General features: G+C 74.0%; 10 protein-coding genes and 1 pseudogene. 2 read left to right on the plus strand and 9 right to left on the minus strand.

All coding sequences use genetic code 11. The features are described from left to right. Window positions 1-58: 58 nt before the first annotated feature. Window positions 59-1,471, minus strand: coding sequence for an FAD-binding oxidoreductase (locus TNCT1_RS18970; protein ID WP_143633603.1), 1,413 nt, complete (start codon window positions 1,469-1,471; stop codon window positions 59-61). Window positions 1,472-1,540: 69 nt separating this feature from the next. After that, the gene (locus tag TNCT1_RS18975) at window positions 1,541-4,771 is read right to left on the minus strand and encodes a BTAD domain-containing putative transcriptional regulator (RefSeq protein ID WP_143633605.1); all 3,231 of its coding nucleotides are present in this window, start codon (window positions 4,769-4,771) and stop codon (window positions 1,541-1,543) included. Window positions 4,772-4,875: 104 nt separating this feature from the next. On the opposite strand from TNCT1_RS18975, the gene TNCT1_RS18980 reads away from it, so the two are divergent. After that, window positions 4,876-5,307 carry a hypothetical protein gene (locus TNCT1_RS18980; protein ID WP_143633608.1) on the plus strand — a complete coding sequence of 144 codons (432 nt, stop codon included), beginning with the start codon at window positions 4,876-4,878 and terminating at the stop codon, window positions 5,305-5,307. A 44-nt stretch (window positions 5,308-5,351) separates the two neighbouring features. Here TNCT1_RS18980 and TNCT1_RS18985 read toward each other — a convergent pair whose 3' ends face one another. From TNCT1_RS18985 to TNCT1_RS19010, 6 genes are all read right to left on the minus strand, one after another. After that, window positions 5,352-6,581: an FAD-dependent oxidoreductase gene (locus TNCT1_RS18985; RefSeq protein ID WP_143633995.1), complete on the minus strand. Its 1,230-nt coding sequence runs from the start codon at window positions 6,579-6,581 to the stop codon at window positions 5,352-5,354. 86 nt (window positions 6,582-6,667) lie between these two features. Then, window positions 6,668-7,723 carry a 2,3-diaminopropionate biosynthesis protein SbnA gene (sbnA, locus tag TNCT1_RS18990; RefSeq protein ID WP_143633611.1) on the minus strand — a complete coding sequence of 352 codons (1,056 nt, stop codon included), beginning with the start codon at window positions 7,721-7,723 and terminating at the stop codon, window positions 6,668-6,670. Window positions 7,724-7,756: 33 nt separating this feature from the next. After that, window positions 7,757-8,827: a 2,3-diaminopropionate biosynthesis protein SbnB gene (sbnB, locus tag TNCT1_RS18995; protein WP_143633613.1), complete on the minus strand. Its 1,071-nt coding sequence runs from the start codon at window positions 8,825-8,827 to the stop codon at window positions 7,757-7,759. Then, a complete protein-coding gene (locus TNCT1_RS19000; RefSeq protein WP_143633616.1) occupies window positions 8,824-9,828 on the minus strand; it encodes a TauD/TfdA family dioxygenase in 1,005 nt (334 codons plus the stop codon). The genes sbnB and TNCT1_RS19000 overlap by 4 nt, the downstream gene beginning before the upstream one ends. 40 nt (window positions 9,829-9,868) lie before the next feature. Further along, window positions 9,869-13,132 (minus strand): amino acid adenylation domain-containing protein, encoded by a 3,264-nt coding sequence (locus TNCT1_RS19005; protein ID WP_143633618.1) that lies wholly within the window; start codon window positions 13,130-13,132, stop codon window positions 9,869-9,871. Between the two features lie 13 nt (window positions 13,133-13,145). Continuing rightward, window positions 13,146-15,743, minus strand: a complete 2,598-nt coding sequence (locus TNCT1_RS19010; RefSeq protein ID WP_143633620.1) for a Pls/PosA family non-ribosomal peptide synthetase — start codon at window positions 15,741-15,743, stop codon at window positions 13,146-13,148. A 465-nt stretch (window positions 15,744-16,208) separates the two neighbouring features. Between TNCT1_RS19010 and TNCT1_RS36340 the strand changes: the two are divergent. After that, a pseudogene (locus TNCT1_RS36340) lies at window positions 16,209-16,283 on the plus strand (FAD dependent dehydrogenase); the annotation flags it as partial. 17 nt (window positions 16,284-16,300) lie between these two features. Here TNCT1_RS36340 and TNCT1_RS19020 read toward each other — a convergent pair. Continuing rightward, window positions 16,301-16,837, minus strand: a complete 537-nt coding sequence (locus TNCT1_RS19020; RefSeq protein WP_143633622.1) for a cysteine hydrolase family protein — start codon at window positions 16,835-16,837, stop codon at window positions 16,301-16,303. Window positions 16,838-16,932 lie beyond the last annotated feature (95 nt).

The raw sequence follows: 16,932 nt of genomic DNA on the forward strand, positions 1-16,932 counted from the left end.
CCGCCGCTGGCCGGGCGGCGGGGCCGCACGCCCCGCCCGGAGCGCGCGGCCGGCGTTCTCAGGCCGCCGCCGAAGGGCGGATGTTCTGGTTGAGGCGGAACAGGTTCGTCGGGTCGTAGGCGTCCTTCACCCGGACCAGCCGGTCGTGCACCGCGCCGGGGTACGAGGCGCGCACCCGGTCCTCGGCGGCGTCACCGGTGAAGTTCACGTACATGGAGCCGTCACCGTGCCGCGCGACGTCCGCGCGGGCCGCGCGGGCCCAGGCCACGTGCGCGTCGAAGCCGGCCGCGTCGGGCGACCGCGCGATCACGTTGCACAGCACGCCCGGCGCGCGCCGGCTGAACGCCGTGGCCTCGGCCGGAACCCGGGCGAACGCCCCGCCGAGCTGGTGCAGGTGCACCTCGCTGAAGGGGGTGGGCGTGGTCAGGTGGTGCCGCAGCGCCGCGTCGAGCGCGTCGTCGGACGGCTCGACGAACGCCGAGGTGAAGTAGTTGTGGGCGCCGGGCGTCCACAGCGGGTCGAGCAGTGACTGCATGTCCGCGTACGGCAGCGGTCCCATGAGGTCGGCGATCGGCGCACCCAGGGTGCGCAGCGGGCCCACGGCCGCCTCGCCCGCGGCCGGCTCGCCCGCGTACATGCCGGCCAGCGCCACGACGCGGGTCCCGTGCGCCTCCGGCGGCAGGAACGGCAGCGGGGGCGCCGTCGTCAGCACGGCCATGGTGGTCAGCTCGTCGGGCATGCCGGCGGTCAGGTCGCGCCAGCCGGTGACCACCCGCCGGGCCTGCGAGAGGGGGTAGAAGATCAGCCCGCCCAGCACCTGGGGCCCGACCGGGTGCAGCCGGAACTCCAGCGAGGTGACGATGCCGAAGTTGCCGCCGCCGCCGCGCAGCGCCCAGAACAGCTCGGGTTCGCGCTCGGCGTCCGCGCGGACCACGCGGCCGTCGGCGGTGACGACCTCGGCCGCCGTGAGGTTGTCCGAGGCGAGCCCGTGCCGGCGCACCAGCCAGCCCACCCCGCCGCCCAGCGTGAAGCCGGAGATCCCGGTGGAGGACACCAGCCCGCCGGTCACGGCGAGGCCGAACGCCTGCGTCTCGCGGTCGAGTTCGCCCCAGGTCATCCCCGCCCCGGCCACCACCCGGCGGCGCACCGGATCGACGACGGCGCCCTTCATCGGCGACAGGTCGATGACGATGCCGCCGTCGCAGGTGGAGAACCCGGCGATGCTGTGCGCGCCGCCCCGCACGGCGACCAGCAGGTCCTGACTGCGCGCGAACTCCACGGCGCGGATCACGTCCGCGGTGCAGGCGCAGCGCACCACGAGCGCCGGCCGTTTGTCGTGCGCGGCGTTCCAGACCGCCCGCGCCTCGTCGTAGGCGGCGTCGCCGGGACGGACGACGGTGCCGCGCAGGTTCGCCCGGAGTTCGGCGACGGTGGCGTCCCCCAGGACGCCCCGCGTCGTGTCGATCGACATGGTCGGCTCCTCGGTCACGAGTGCTTGCGCTGATGCCCGTGACCGTAGGCGGCGCCTCTTAGCAACCACTCAGCATCCGCTGTGCCCCTCCGGCGGCGGCACCGGGCCGCCCGGGACGGCGGCGCCGCGCCGGTGGCCGAGGCGGGCGAAGTGGGCCCCGGCGCGGGCGGCCGCCGCCGCGGCGGCGTCCCGGTCGCCGGCCTCCTCCAGCAGGCGGGACAGCATCAGCTCGACCCATCCCGCGGCGGGCACCGAGCCGGGGACCCGCTCCAGGCGCCGGGCGCGGGCCAGCAGCGCGCGGGCCCGCGCGGGGTCGCCCGAGGCCCGGGCCGTGAGCCCGAGGTGGAGCAGGGTGTTGACGGCGCCGGGCAGGTCGTCGGTCTCCTCGAAGCCGGCCAGTGCCCGGGCGAGGACGGCCCGCGCGCTCCCGGTGTCTCCGGCGGCCAGGTGCAGCAGGCCGAGACAGCCGAGCGTGACGCCCTCCTCCCGGCGGTCGCCGAGCCGGCGTCTGACCGCCAGCGCCGTCCCGAGGCATTTCCGCGCCGTGTCGTGGTCGCCGTCGCGGTGGATGTTGCCCAGCACGTTGAGGGCCAGGGACTCCCCGTGCGGGTCGGCGAGCGCACGGAAGCACTCGGCGCCGCGTTCCGCCGCCTCCGTGGCGGCGTCCGTGTCGCCCGCCAGGCGGGCGGCCCAGGCGAGGGTCGTCAGGACGTGGCCCCGGGCCCGGGCCGGACCGACGGTGCGGCCGGTGAGCACCGTCTCCTCGAAGAACAGCGACACCTGCCCGGCGGCGTCGCTCACCACGGTGTAACCCGGTGTCATGACCGGGAAGAACGGACCGGTCACGGCCCCGACGTCGTCCAGCAGCCGCAGACTCTCATCACAGGCCCGGCGGGCCGCCCCGCCCTCGCCGCGGCAGACCGCCCAGACGGCGTCGAGGTGGGCGACGGCGGCGAGGACCGACGGCACGCCCGCCTCCAGAGCCAGCGAGCGGGCCCGGTCCAGCGCTTCGCGGGCCCTCTCCCAGGCGCCGCGCATCCACAGCAGGATCCCCTGCTGGTAGCAGGCGTGCGCCAGGGCCGCCGGGTCCGCCCGCCGCCGGTGGATCCCGACGATCTCGGCCGCGATGCCCTCCAGCGGGGAGCCGTCACCGAGCCGGATCGCCAGTACGGCCCGGCCCATCAGCGCCGTCGCCCGCTGCGGGGTGGGCTCCGGCGCGGCGGCCAGGGCGTCGTCCAGCCAGCGCCGGCCCTCGGCGAGCCGGCCGCGCTCGGGCCAGAACGAGCGCAGCGCCACCGCCAGCCGCAGCGCGCTGTCCGGCCGGTGGCGCAGGAAGGAGTGCAGTGCGGCCCGCAGGTTGCCGTAGTCGGCCTCCAGTTCCAGTGCGGTCGCGCCGGCGACCCCGGTGGCCGGCTCATGGTCCCGCGCCTCGGCGAGCCGCAGGTAGAACCGCCGGTGCCGGGCCTCGACCGCCGCCGACTCCCCGCTGTCGCACAGGAGTTGGGCGGCGTACTGCCGGATGGTCTCCAGCAGCCGGTACCGGGCCTCGTGCGGTCCGGGCTCCACGCTCACCAGGGACTTGTCGGCCAGCCGGCCGAGGAGGTCGAGCACCGGGCCGGCCGGTTCGCCGTCCGCGCAGACGTCCTCGGCCGCCGCGAGGGAGAAGCCGCCGGTGAAGACGGCGAGCCTGCGGAACAGGCACTGCTCGGCGCCGTCGAGCAGCCGGTGGCTCCACTCCAGGGTGGCCAGCAGCGTCTGCTGCCGGGTCACGCCGTGCCGGCTGCCCCGGCTGAGCAGGGCGAGCGCGTCGTCGAGCCGTTCGGCGATCTGCTCCGGCGCCAGCAAGTGCACCCGGGCCGCCGCCAGTTCCAGGGCCAGGGGCATGCCGTCGAGCCGGAAGCAGATCCGCGCCACGGCCGCCGCGTTCAGCGCGGTCAGCCGGAAGCCCGGCGCCGCGTCGGCGGCCCGGTCCAGGAACAGCCGTACGGAGGCGAAGCGGGCCAGTTCCTCCACGGGCGGCAGCCGCCGCGGGTCGGGCAGCCCGAGGGACGGCACCCGGAAAGTGCGCTCGCCGTAACTGCGCAGCGGCTCCCGGCTGGTGGCCAGCACGGCGACTCCCGGGCAGCGGGCGGTGATCAGCGAGACGAGGGCGGCGCACGCGTCGACCAGGTGCTCGCAGTTGTCCAGGACCAGCAGCGTCGCCCGGCCGCCGAGCTGCGCCAGCAGCGCTTCCCGGGCCCCGCCGGACGACGGGAGGCGCAGTCCGAGCGCGGCGGCGACGGTTTCGGGGACCAGGTCCGGCTCCGTCAGCGCGGAGAGGTCCACGAACCACGCCCCGTCCGGGTGTTCGCCGCCGCACCGGTCCGCCACGGCGAGCGCCAGCCGGGTCTTGCCGCAGCCGCCGGTTCCGGTGAGGGTGAGCAGCCCGCCGCGCCTCAGCAGCCGCCGTACCTCGGCGATCTCCCGCTCCCGGCCGACGAGCCCGGTCGCCGGCGTCGGCAGCCGGCCCCGCCGGCCGCCGGCGGGCCGCCCGCCGGTCTCCGTCGGCGGCTCCGCCGAGCCGGCCAGCAGCACCCGGTACAGACTGCGGGTCTGCGGGTCGGGATCGGCGCCGGTCTCCCCGCGGAGCGTGTCGCGCAGCCGCTCGTACGCCGCCAGCGCCTCGGCGCGCCGCCCGGACTCGGCCAGGGCCCGCATCAGGGCCCGCAGCCCGGGTTCGTCCATCGGGTCGCGGGCGACCAGCGCCCGCAGCACGTCCACCGCCTCGGCCGTGCCGTGCTCGCGCCGCAGCGCCTCGGCCAGCTCCAGCCGGACGGCCGTGCGCCGTGTCCCGAGCGCCTCGGCCGCCTCGGCCGCCCAGGGTTCGTACCGGTCCTCGGGCAGCAGATCGGCGTCGGCCAGGGCGAGGGCGGCGCGCCAGCCGGCCGCCGAGCCGCCGGACGCGGCCCGCCGGACCGCCTCCTCCACCTCGTCCAGATCGACGCGCACCCCGCCGTCCGGGCCGAGCAGCACCATGTCGTCGCGCAGCACGACGATCTCGCCGCGCGCCCCGGCGGAGGCCAGCGCGCGCCGTGCGGCGTACAGCACCTGGTGCAGGTTGTTCGACGCGGCCGTGCCGTCGAGGTCCGGCCACAGCAGGTCGTAGAGCCGTTCCCGGTGCAGCCGGTGGCCCGGTGCCAGGCAGAGCAGTTTGAGCAGGGTCCTCGCCTTGCGCAGCCGCCACGCCCCGGTGGCGACCGGGCGGTCCTCGACCGTCACGGCGAAACCGCCGAGGAGCCGGATGCGTACCTCATCGGCCATGACTGTCCTCACGAGCAGGCTACCGCCCGGCGCGCGCCCCCACCCCCGCGTCGGGCGGGCACCCGGCCACGTTTGCGGGCTCCTTGAGGGGCAAGCCGCATTCCATGAGTGAACCGAACAAGGGCACCAGTCAGCAGACGCAGGACAAGAAGCGCACGGCCGCCTCGGCGGCCCGTCGCACCGCCGCCAAGGCGACCGCTCCGGCCTCCGGCGCGGCGAAGCAGGCCGAGGCGAAGGCGGCTGACGGGGCGTCAGCGGCGAAGAAGGCCACCGGACGCGCCGCCGACGGCGTGGCCGGCACGGTGAGCGCGGCCGCCAAGGGCGTCGAAGCGGGACGGCGGGCGGCCGTCGTGGCCTCGGGCCGGGTCGCCACGGTGGCCACGACGGCCTGGACGGTCCTCGCGCACCGCAAGCTCGTCGCCGCGGGCGTGAGCGCGGGCGTCACCGCGGTGGGCGTCGCGTCCTACGCGGCGGGCCGCCGCTCGGGCCGCCGCACCCTGGGACCGATCACCCGGTTCACCGGCGGCCGCATCTGACGTCCGGCCGGCCGCGGTGCGGCGGGAGGGCTCGCGGACGGCGGTCACCGGACCGCCGCCTCGGGCGGGCGCTCCCGCAGCGCGCCGTAGCCGATGAAGTACGCCGGCAGCCGGGCGAGCCGCGATCGCGTGAGCAGTCCGGCGAGACGCCGGGCGCGCGTCGCGCCGCCCAGCGGCGGCCGCCCGTCCAGCACCGGCGCCACGAGCCGGGCGTGGGCCGCCCGCTGCAGCGCCTGGGTGGCGACCGTGGTGGGCCGGCGCCTGCGCTGCACCCGGCGCACGTCGCGCAGCCCCACGCTCCCGCGCCGCAGCGGCCCGGCAAGATACCGGGCGGCGGCCACCGCGTCCTCGACGGCCAGGTTGATGCCGATGCCGAAGACCGGGGACATGGCGTGCGCGGCGTCGCCGATGCACAGCAGCCCCGGCCGGTGCCAGCGGCGCAGCCGGTCCAGGCGTACGTCGAGCAGCCGGACCTCGTCCCATGAGCCGAGCTGCCCGGTGCGGTCGGCGATCCAGGGGACGGCGGCGGCGAAGTCGGCCCGGAAGCGGTCCAGGCCGGCCGCCCGGCGCTGCCGGTCGGTGCCCTTGCGGATGAGGGTCGCGCACTGCCAGTACTGACCGCGGTCGATCATCGCGGCCAGCAGACGGTCCCCGGCGCCGCCGACCAGCCCGCTCGGATCGCCCTCGCGGCGCGGCAGCCGGAACCACCACGCGTCCATCGGGCAGCCGAAGCGGCGCAGCCCCAGTTCCGGCCGGCCGCGCGCCAGGGAGCCGCGGCCGTCGCAGGCGACGGTGAGCACGGCGCGCAGTTCGCCGGTGCGGCCGTCGCCGGTGCGGTAGCGCACCCCGGTCACCCGGCCGCCCTCGGTCAGCAGGGCGGTCGCCTCGGTGTTCATCCGCAGGCGGAAGGACGGCTCGCGCCGGGCCTCGGCCGCCAGCAGGTCCAGCAGGTCCCACTGGGGGACCATCGCGACGTAGTTGTAGCGGCCGCGCAGCACCGAGAGGTCGGCGACCGTGACCGGCGCGCCCCCGTCGCCCACCGGCAGCTGGACGGTGCGCACCCTGCGCTGCGGCAGCCGGGCGAAGCGCTCGGCCAGCCCCAGGTCGTCCAGCAGCGCCAGGGTCGAGGGGTGCACGGTGTCGCCGCGGAAGTCGCGGAGGAAGTCGCCGTGCTTCTCCAGCACCGTCACGTCGACGCCGGTCCGCGCCAGCAGCAGGGCGAGCACCATGCCGGCGGGACCGCCTCCCACCACACAGCACGTGGTCCGCTCCATCATGTCCCCGCCTCTCCGGAGAACCATAATTCATCGGCTGATGAATACTGTACTCCTCCGAGGCGGCCCCGCGGACCAAAGCGGGACTACCGCCTTCTGCGGCGCTCCGGCGACCGGGTCGCGGAGCCGGCCTCCCGCCAGGCGCCGTCCACACCGTCCACGCCGTCCACCTGGACCGGATCCCGCACCTGGTCGAGGATGTGCTCGCCGTACAGGTCCTGCAGCCAGTTGGTCTGGTAGATGGTGTCGAGATAGCGCTCGCCGAGGTCGGGCGCGATGGCCACCGCGGTGACGCCGCTGCTGCCGTGCTCGGCCAGCCAGTCGGTGGCCCCGCTGACCACCGTCCCGGTGGAGCCGCCGAACAGGAAGCCGCGCCTGGCCATGCGGTGACAGGTGCGGATGGTGTCGGCCTCCTCCACCCTGATCACCTCGTCCACGAGGGACTCGTCCAGCAGCGGCGGGCGCATGCTCATGCCCAGGCCGGGGATCATCCGGCGGCCCGGCTCCCCGCCGAAGGCCACCGAGCCCACGCTGTCCACCGCCACGATCCGCACCGGCCGGTGCCACCGGCGGAAGAAGCGCGCGCAGCCCATCAGGGTCCCGGTGGTGCCCGCCCCGACGAACAGCACGTCAAGACGCGGGAAGTGACTGGCGATCTCCGGCCCGGTGGTCCGGTAGTGGGCCCGCCAGTTGCCCGGGTTGGTGTACTGGCTGAGCCACACGTACCGGTCGTCGGACTCGCACAGCGAACGCACGTAGTCCAGCCGGGTGCCGAGGAAGCCGCCGTTGGCGTCCAGGTCGGCGACCACGTGCACCTGGCTGCCGAGGGCCTCCATCAGCAGCCTGGTCGACAGGTTGCAGCGGGCGTCGGTGACGCACAGGAAGCGGTAGCCCTTGCTCGCCGCGATCATGCTGAGCGCCACGCCCAGGTTCCCCGACGAGGACTCCACGAGCACGGAGTCCGGCCTCAGGACCCCGTCCCGCTCGGCGCTCTCCACCATCTCGTTCGCGGCTTTCAGCTTGATGGAGCCGGCGAAGTTGAAGCCCTCGCATTTCAGGTAGAGGGGACAACCGAAGATCGATTCCAGGTCGACGAAGAGGTTGCCTTCGTTGAAGGCGCTGGGGGAGGAGATGACGGGCACGGCGGGCCTCCTGGTCCCGGCCGGGGGACGGCCTCAGCCGTGCCGGCGCAGGTCGTGGAAGAAGTCGTCGACGAGGCGGAGGTTCCCCGCCCGGGCCACTTCGTCGTAGACGTACTTTCCGACGGCGAGATCGAGGACGCCGAGGCCGAACGGCGAGAAGATCACCGGCTGGTCCTGCGGTGGCACGGCCCGCCCGAGCATCACGTCGTTGAGGGTACCGTTCAGAAAGTCGCGGTCGCCGGTGCGCTGTTCGGCCAGGTGCGGAGAGGTGTCGGCCTTCAGGCAGTGCTCGACGTCGTCGACGAAGTTCGCCGCGCCGAGCAGGATCTCCGGGTCGAGGTCGCGCAACGACACGTGCAGCACCAGCGGGTTGTGGTCGAACCAGGCCGGCGACGTGACGTGCGGCCGGCCGGCGACGGTGGCGAAGACCACGAGGTCGCTGGAGCGGATGAGCGCCTCGGCGCTATCGTGGACGGTGACCCGCGCCGCGGTACCGGTCCCGCGCAGATAGCCGCAGAAGCCCGCGGCGCTGTCGGCGGACAGGTCGTGCACGCCGATCGAGTCGAACGCCCAGCCGGTGCCGGCCAGATAGGTGTGGATGTAGCGGGCGATCAGGCCGGTGCCGAAGAAGCCCACCCGGGTGGGACGCACACGGGTGCGGCTGAGCCAGTCCGCCGCCAGCGCGGCGGACGCCGCCGTCCTGCAGGCGCTGATGATGGAACTCTCCATGCACGCGAACGGATAGCCCGTGTCGTGGTCGTTGAGGATGAGCACCGCGGAGGCCCGGGGCAGCCCGGCACCGACGTTCTCCGGGAAACTGGAGATCCACTTCATGCCGTCCACGTTCACCGAACCGCCGATGGAGGCCGGCAGCGCGATGATCCGGGAGGTGGGCCGGTCGGGGAAGCGCAGGAAGTACGACGGCGGGTTCACCGAGTCCCCGGCGCCGTGCAGCCGGTAGGTGGCCTCGACCAGCTCCACGATCTGTTTCTCGCGCCCGCCGAGCGCCTGTTGCACCTGCTCGCCGGAGACCACCGCGAACGTCGGCACGCTGGCCGGGCCCGGCTGGGCCGGCTGGGTCCCGGTCGACAGAAGATGGGTCATCGCTCACTCGCCTCCGGAGTGGGGGAGCCGTCGGCAAGGCGCCGCGGCTCGGCCATGCCGACCACCACCCGCCGCTCACCGGTGAAGGGCTCCCTGCTGTGCGCGGTGCGGATGTTGTCCACCAGCAGCAGGTCGCCGGCCTGCCAGGGTTCGCGCCTGGTGTGCTTCTCGTATGTCGCGTTGAGTGCCTGGACGACGTCCTCGCCGATCGGGGTGCCGTCGCCGTAGCGGGTGTTGAACGGCAGGCCGTCCACGCCGTACTCGTCCACCAGGTACTCGCGCACCTCGGGGGCGAGCGTCCACTCGTTGAGGAAGGCGATCTGGTTGAACCAGCAGCGCCGGCCGGTCAGCGGATGCCGCACCACGGCGCTGCGGCGCTGCTCGGTGCGCAGCGAACCGTCCGGCTGCCAGTGGAAGTCGATGGCATGGGAACGGCAGTAGCGCTCGATCTCGGCACGGTCCTCGGTGCCGAACGACTCCGCGAGGGAGGACCCGATCTCGTCGTTGTAGCTCCGGGTCAGCAGCCAGCCCTCGCGCTCGAACTTCCCCGTGAGACCGGCGGGCAGCGCCTTGAGTACCTCCTCGGCGTCGGCCACCGCGGTCGCGCCGCCCTCGGCGGGCGGGGTCAGGCACGCGAACAGCATCAGACCGGGCACCTCGAGCGCGTAACTCAGCTCGTGGTGCATGCACATCGGCTGGTTGGCCGGCCACGCCGTCGACGAGTACAGGCCCGAACCGAGCGGTTCCCGGGGGGCGAACGCCTCCCGCTCCGCCATGAGGCCGCCGGCCAGCCCGGCGATGACGGCTCCCGCCCGGTCCGCGTCCCGCAGCTCCAGGCCGCGGACGACCAGCGCCCCGTGCTCGGTGACCTGCGCGCGCAGCGACTCGCGGTGCTCGGCCGCCCAGCTCGCCGCATCACCGGGGGAGCCGACGCGCACGACGGCGGGACGGTCCGGCCGGAGCTCCACGTCGAGCGAGGTGGCCAGAGGTGAGGAGGACATCTCGGATTCCTTTCGTTGCCCGGCGCGGGCTGGGCGAGGTTCAGGAAGACGCCAGGGGAGCGGTGGCGGTCAGGACGGCCCGCGCCGCCTCGGCCGGCCGCGTGCGCGGGAAGTAGTGGCCGCCGTCGGGGAGTTCGTGCAGCTCCACGCGCTCGGCCAGCAGCAGCCAGTCGCGGTGCCGGTCGGCGTGCCCGGCGGTGTGCGGGTCGTCGGCGGCGACGACCACCGAGACCGGCGCGGCCAGCCGTACCGCCGGCGGGTTCCGGAGCGCGTCGCGGAAGTAGCGGTGCGCGGAGACGCAGTCGTGCCGGTAGGCGGCGCCGATGTGCCCGGCGTGCCGGTCGTTCAGCTCGGCGAGTTCGGTGTAGCCGCTGTCCGAGGTCAGCCGCGCGGCGATCTCGGCGTCGCTCGGACCGATCAGCTCCTCCGCTGCGGCCCGCCGTGCCTCGGCGGTGCCGAGCAGCTGGGCGCCGAGGAACACCCGGGTCACCTCGACCCCGCGCTCCGCCAGCCGCCTGGCCGTCTCTAGAGCCGCCGCCGCCCCGGACGAGTGGCCCCACAGCATGACCCGGGCCGGGCCGCGCGCGGCGATCTCGTCGGCGACCCGCTCCGCCACCCGCGCGATCGAGGCGAACGGCTCGGGACGGTCGGACAGGTCGTGACCGGGCAGGTCCACGGCGAGCACCGCCAGGCCACTGCCCTCCAGCGCGCCCGCCATCGGCTGGTAGTTGACGGCGTTGCCGCCGGCGTACGGGAAGCACACCAGGACGGTGTCGGCGCCGGAGTCCGCCCGCGACAGGGGCTGGAGCAGTTCGGTGCGCCGCCGGCCCGCGCCGTCGGCCACGGCCGCGAGGTCCGCGAGGACCGGGTGCCGGGTGATGTCCTTCAGGGACACCGCGCGGTCGAGGGCGATGGTGAGCCGGACCGCCGTCAGCGAGGTGCCGCCCAGGTCGAAGAAGTGGTCCGTGCGGGCGATCCGGTGCTCGGGCACGCCCAGCAACTCGGACCAGGCGGCCGCCAGTTTCCGCTCGGCCGGGGTGAGCGCGGCACCCTCCCGCGTCGCGGCGGCGTCGCCGGCCACGGGCTCGGGCGCCCGCTCGGCCAGCGCGGTGAGCGCCTTGCGGTCGGTCTTGCCGTTCGCGGTCAGCGGCAGTTCCCGCCGCCAGTGGAAGGCCGAGGGCACCATGTAGCCGGGCAGCACGCCGCCCAGCGACTCCCGCAGCGCCTCCACGGCCTGCCGTTCCCCCGTGTAGTAGGCGATCAGGTGCTTGCTCCCGCCGGCCTGCTCGGCGACGACCACCGCCGCGTCCCGCACCCCGGCCACCCGCAGCAGCGTGTTCTCGATCTCGCCGATCTCGATGCGGAAGCCCCGGATCTTGACCTGGTTGTCCCGGCGGCCCAGGAACTCCAGCCTGCCGTCCGGATGCCAGCGCCCCCAGTCGCCTCCCAGGTAGAGCCGCTCACCCGGCCGGTACGGGTCCTCGCGGTACGCCTCCCGGGTGCGTTCCGGGTCGTTGACGTACCCCCGGCCCACACAGACGCCGGAGAACGAGATCAGGCCCGGGGCCCCCATCGGCACCAGCGAGAGCCGCTCGTCCACGACGAGCACGCGGACGTTGCCGACCGCGCGGCCCAGCAGCACACGCTCGGGCACCCCGTGCATGACCTCGTGGTTGGTGTCGTCCGAGGTCTCCGTCAGGCCGTAGGCGTTGACCAGCGCGGTCCCCGGCCGGTTCGCGAACCACCGCTGGACCAGCTCCCGCTTCAGCGCCTCACCCGTCACCGACACGCAGCGCAGGTCGGGAAGGGCACGGGGGCGCCGCTCCAGATACGCGACCACCACCTCCAGGTAGGAGGGCACGAGCTGCGCCACGGTGACCCGGCCTTCGGCCAGCGTGTCGACGAACCGCTCCACGTCCACGATCACGTCCTGCGGGACCAGCAGCGTCCGCCCGCCCACCAGCAGCGCGGACACCAGTTGCCACAGCGAGATGTCGAAGCACTGCGGGGCCGTCTGCGCCACCACCGAGCCCTCGCCGATCCCCAGGTCGTCGATCTTGGCGAAGAGGTGGTTGAGCATCCCCGCGTGCTCGCACATCGCCCCCTTCGGCTCACCGGTGGAGCCGGAGGTGAAGTAGATGTAGGCCAGTTGCCCGGCGTCGACCCGCACCCCGGGGTCGGTGCCGGCGTGCGGCTCCGCGTATGCCTCCTCCACCAGCAGCTTCCCGGTGTCCGGGAGCGTGGCCAGCGCCTCGTCGAGGGTGCCGGTGCTGCCGGACTCGGTGAGCACCAGCCGGCAGCCGGCCCGGGACAGGGTCGCCGCGATCCGGCCGGCGGGGAAGTGCGGCTCGATCGGCAGGTACACGGCCCCCGCCTTGAACACCGCCAGCGTCGCGGCCAGCCAGTCCAGATGGCGTTCGGTGACGACGGCGACGACGTCCTCGCGGCCCACACCCCGCGCCAGCAGGGCCCGGGCCAGCCGGTTCGCGCGCGCGTTGAGCTCGCCGTAGGACCACTCGCGGTCGCCCTGCACGGCCGCCACGGCCCCCGGGTGCTCCCGTGCCCGCCGCTCGAACAGCTCGTGCGCCCGCGCGTCCGGCAGCGGCCGGTGCGGACCGGCGAAACCTTCGAGCTGCTCGCGCACCTCGTCGTCGCCCAGCAGGCCCCGCCGCGCGTGCCCGGCGTCCACGTCGGCCGCCATCAGCCGCAGCGCCGTCAGGTGGTAGCCGGCGATCCGCTCCGCGCAGGCGGCGTCCAGCACGTCCGTGCGGTAGCGCAGCCGCAGCACCGGCCGCCCGTCCCGGTCGGCCCAGCGCACCTGGAGCACACCCTCGTCGGGGAAGCCGTCCGCGGCCTCCGGGGGCCCGAGCACCACCTTGTACGAGGGCTCGCCCACGCCCAGCTCCCGGCGCAGCTCCGCCACCGGGAACGTCCGGTGCTCCCGTACCTCCGCCTCGGCCCGCCGGGCCGCCGCCACGAGGTCCCGCCAGGACCCCGGCGGGACGGTGAGCCGGCAGGGCAGCGGTTCCCCGCGCGCGCCGGCCGCGTACCCCGTCACCACCTCCTGCTCGCCGGAGAGCGCCGCCAGCACCTTGGCGTGCGCCGCCAGCAGCACCGCGCCGGCCGGCGCCCCGCACCGCTCGCCGAGGGCGGGCAGCGCCCCGGCCACGTCGTCCGGCACGGCCGTCTCGTGCTCCGCGGCCCCCGGCACCGGCTCGCGGACCCACCGCGGCACCGCGGTGAGACCGCCGGCGGTCAGCACACGGCTCCAGAACTCCCGGTCCGCATCCACGCGCGCTCCCATCGAATGGCCTTCCTCAACTCGCCGTCGCCGAAGCGGCGCCGGCCGGACTCGGCGGTGCCGCCGGGTCGCCGGGCGGGCCGGCGGCCTCGGGCATGTCCACGGCGGGGTTGCCGCCCCACCGCGCGTGCGGCGGGACCTCCTCGCCCTTCATCAGGAAGGAGTCGGCGGCCAGCACGGCGCCGTCACCCACCGTCACGCCGTAGTGCACATGGGAGCCGACGCCCAGCGTGCAGCCGTCGCCGAGGGTGGTCCCCTCGGACTTGAAGGTGCCGTCCTCCTGCGAGTGGCACTGGATCTTGCTCCCCACGTTCAGGGTGCAGTCGTCCCCGATGACGGCGAGGGTCCGCTCCGTGAGGTAGCAGCCGTCGTCGAACACCCTGCGGCCGATCCGCACGCCCATCAGGCGCCACGCGAGGCTCTTGAACGGGGTGCCGTTGAAGATGTTCAGGTGCCGGTCCGGAACCTTCCACAGGCGCTCGTGCCGCCAGAACACGGGGTCGTAGATGGAGCACAACCGCGGGCGCAGCCGGCCGAATCGCATGATCACGCGTTCCACCAGGATGTGGTAGCCGGTGGTGAAGACGAGCGTGACCGCCAGGTAGAGGGCGATCACCACCTGTCCCGCCGTGCCGTACAGGTCCGCCGAGAGCAGCGCGAGCAGGGTGAGCCCGAAGACGTGCAGCCACCGGGCGCCCAGCATCACGGCCATGGAACGCAGGTTGTAGCGGTTCTTCGCGGCCAGCCGCCGGCGCAGTGTCTCGCCGGTCCTGAGGTCGTCGAACCGCGCGTCCCGCTCCACCGTCCGGGGGATCTCGAAGCACGGCGAGCCGAGCAGCCCGACGCCTTCCCTGATCTCCCCGTCGAGGGGCACCATCACCTTCGTCGCCAGCAGGCAGTTCTCGCCCGTCCGGCCCCCGGCTGGGAACGCGATGTTGTTGCCGAGGAAGTTGCGCGCCCCGATCGACGCCCGGGAGACCCGGAAGGACGTGCTGGAGTAGTCGGCGTTCACGATGGAGAGCCCGTCGGCGACCATCGTCCCGCTGCCGACCGTCACCAGGAACGGCGTCTCGTGCTGCACCTCGGTGCCGAAATTGGAACCCGTCTGCTCGACGTGCGACAGGTCGTACCCGAGGCCGCGCAGGTAGTGCACGATGTAGGAGCTGTCGCCGAAGAGCCAGGCGAAGAACCTGACGTTCGTCATCCGGGTCGTCGCCCGGTGCACGGTGTAGTGGAAGCCGTACAGCGGATACACCCGGTCGGGCCTGACCACGTAACTCATCAGGCGCGGCACCGTGCAGACCACCAGCAGTCCGCCCACCAGGAACCCGCCGAACAGCACGAGGGACAGCAGCAGCGCGTCGGGGAGCAGTTCCGCCCACGACAGCGAGGCCGTCTGCGGGTCCAGCCGCCTGCCGAGCGCCGGCACCTCGATGAACAGCATGTACACCCCGCCGACGGCCAGCGGGACGTACAGCAGGAAGAGCTGGGCCAGTGTGACGATCCCGAACCACGCGCGGCGCGCGGTCCCGCACCGGGCCGGTCCGACCCGTACGTAGTCCGTCCCGCCGGGCTCCGCAGGGGAGCCGTGCCAGCGCGCGCCGGCCGGAACCGCCTGGCCGCGGTGCAGGGCCGACGAGTGGCCGAGCTGGGCCCCGTCGCCCATCGACGTGTCGATGTCCAGGACGGTCTTCTCGCCGATGAACACGTCCCGGCCGAGGGTGATCCGGCCGGTCTGGATCCGCCCCGAGTGGGCCCGGTAGCCGAGGAGGAACGAGTCCTTGCGGATCACCGTTCCGGCGCCGATCGTCACCAGGTCGGTGCAGACCGGGACGGAGCGGGAGAGGATCGTGACCCCCTTGCCGATCCGCGCGCCCAGGGCCCGCAGGTAGAGCACGTACAGCGGGGTGCCGACGAAGAGGATCATCGGGTTCGCGTGCAGCAGCGCCTTGACGAACCAGAAGCGCAGGTAGCGCGGGCCCCAGACCGGGAACTCGCCGGGTTTCCAGCGGCCCACCAGCACCCACTTGGCGGCGACGGGGAACACGCACAGGGCGATGAACCCGATGCCGCCGAACAGCAGTGACCGCACGTAGATGTCGGCCGGCCCCGAGCCGGCCGCGACCCACCGGTACCCGCGGTCCGTGACGAACCCGGCGGCCAGGGAGTACATCAGGAAGATCAGTAACTGGAGGAAACCGCAGAGGAGATGATCACGGCTGCTGGTACGCGGTACCCGTTCCGGCGACGCGGCGGGCGCCTGCGGTGACGCGTCGGCGCCCTCGGGCTTCGCGGCCTCGGGAGCGGTCGGCGTGAGGGCCGCGGTCAGGCTCCGGATCGTGGGGTACCGGTAGATGTCCTTCATGGACGGCGAGGGCAGGTCGGTTCTCTTCCTGACCCGGGCGCAGAACTGGGCCATCACGAGCGAGTTGGCGCCGAGGTCGGTGAAGAAGTGGCCGTCCACCGGGACGTGCGCGGTGCCCACGACGTCGGCCAGCGCGAGGGCGAGTTCCCGTTCGGTGTCCGCTGCCGCCGCCGGATTCGCGTCGCTCCGACTGGTGTCCGTGCCTTCGTCCGGTCCCGCTATCCGGACCTCGGAGGACTGCTCCACCATTCGATCTCCCGCAGGGCTTCTGGGACGGCCGACGGCGGGGTGCGGCCGCTCCCCGGTCCGAGCGGACCGCGGCGCGGCCCGACCGGGCCGTCGGAGGTTCATGGCGTGTCATTGCTGATCACGAACCGCCAGAGTTCAGTTTCGGTCGATCACGGTGAGGCTGCCACTTCGCACCCTGTGCGATGTTTGGTGCGAATGAACGAGATGCCGTGATTCACCGGCCTTGTGGCGGTCCCGGGGCGTGCGGCGGATCACCCGACCGGCCGTCCCCGGCGCGCCCCCGCAGAGCCGTCGGCGCCCGTGCAGGTGGTGCGCCCGTGCCCGTGTGAGCCCTGTACGCGCCCCCGCCCGGCCGGGCGGACTCCGCCGTGCCGGCGCGCGCGGCCCGGGAGCAGCGAGCAGCGGGAACACCGGTAGCCGCTTCGCCGGCCGTCGAATCGTCCCCGGGAAGGCAGATCGGCCACCGTGCTGCTGCGTCTGCCCGCGTCCGTGTCCGAAGCGCAGGAGTGCCTGGCCGAGGGGGCCGTGCCGATCGGCGGGCATGGCGATGGACGGGGTCAGGCCCAGAGGCGCCCGCTGTCGCACACCTGGGCCCCCATGTTCCGCTCCATCATGCGCAGCGCCGCGTCCGCCAGGTCCTCGTGGATGTGCGCCACCGCGTCCCGGGGGATCACGACGTCGAGGTGCCGGATGTGGGCGTCCAGCGCGGAGTAGAGCACGCACTGCTCGGTGACCTGCCCGGACAGCACGAGCCGGCCGATCCCCTGCTGGTGCAGCAGGTACGTCAGCGGAGTCTCGAAGAAGATCGAGTGGCGGGCCTTGAGCACGAACAGGGAGCTCCGGTCGGGCTTCAGCGGCTCCACCAGCTCCGCGTGCGGCCCGGCCAGCGCGTGCTCTAGCAGCTCACCGTGGTGGGAGCGCCATTCGCCGAAGTTGTCGTTCACGTAGATCACCGGTACCTCGTCGTGCCGGGCGCGTCCGAGGAGGTCGGTCAGCACGGGCACGACGGACGTCACCGAGGGGAGCAGCAGATCGGCGTCCTTGTGGTCATAGGTGTTGATCATGTCGATGACGATCAGTGCGGTCTTGCTCATGCCGACCGGGTTCCACTCCACGGGACGGGCAACCGGCAGGTGACGGATAACGATCCCGGCGTACACCTTGCGTAATACCCGTGCCCCTCTAGCCT

It is taken from the genome of Streptomyces sp. 1-11 (assembly GCF_007176755.1).
In the GTDB taxonomy this organism is placed as follows: Bacteria; Actinomycetota; Actinomycetes; order Streptomycetales; family Streptomycetaceae; genus Streptomyces.

Coding starts and splice junctions, on each gene's coding strand:
- TNCT1_RS18970 (WP_143633603.1), bottom strand. CDS start 1,471: ATGTCGATCGACACGACGCGGGGCGTCCTGGGGGACGCCACCGTCGCC.
- TNCT1_RS18975 (WP_143633605.1), bottom strand. CDS start 4,771: ATGGCCGATGAGGTACGCATCCGGCTCCTCGGCGGTTTCGCCGTGACG.
- TNCT1_RS18980 (WP_143633608.1), top strand. CDS start 4,876: ATGAGTGAACCGAACAAGGGCACCAGTCAGCAGACGCAGGACAAGAAG.
- TNCT1_RS18985 (WP_143633995.1), bottom strand. CDS start 6,581: ATGGAGCGGACCACGTGCTGTGTGGTGGGAGGCGGTCCCGCCGGCATG.
- sbnB (WP_143633613.1), bottom strand. CDS start 8,827: ATGACCCATCTTCTGTCGACCGGGACCCAGCCGGCCCAGCCGGGCCCG.
- TNCT1_RS19000 (WP_143633616.1), bottom strand. CDS start 9,828: ATGTCCTCCTCACCTCTGGCCACCTCGCTCGACGTGGAGCTCCGGCCG.
- TNCT1_RS19005 (WP_143633618.1), bottom strand. CDS start 13,132: ATGGGAGCGCGCGTGGATGCGGACCGGGAGTTCTGGAGCCGTGTGCTG.
- TNCT1_RS19010 (WP_143633620.1), bottom strand. CDS start 15,743: ATGGTGGAGCAGTCCTCCGAGGTCCGGATAGCGGGACCGGACGAAGGC.
- TNCT1_RS19020 (WP_143633622.1), bottom strand. CDS start 16,837: ATGAGCAAGACCGCACTGATCGTCATCGACATGATCAACACCTATGAC.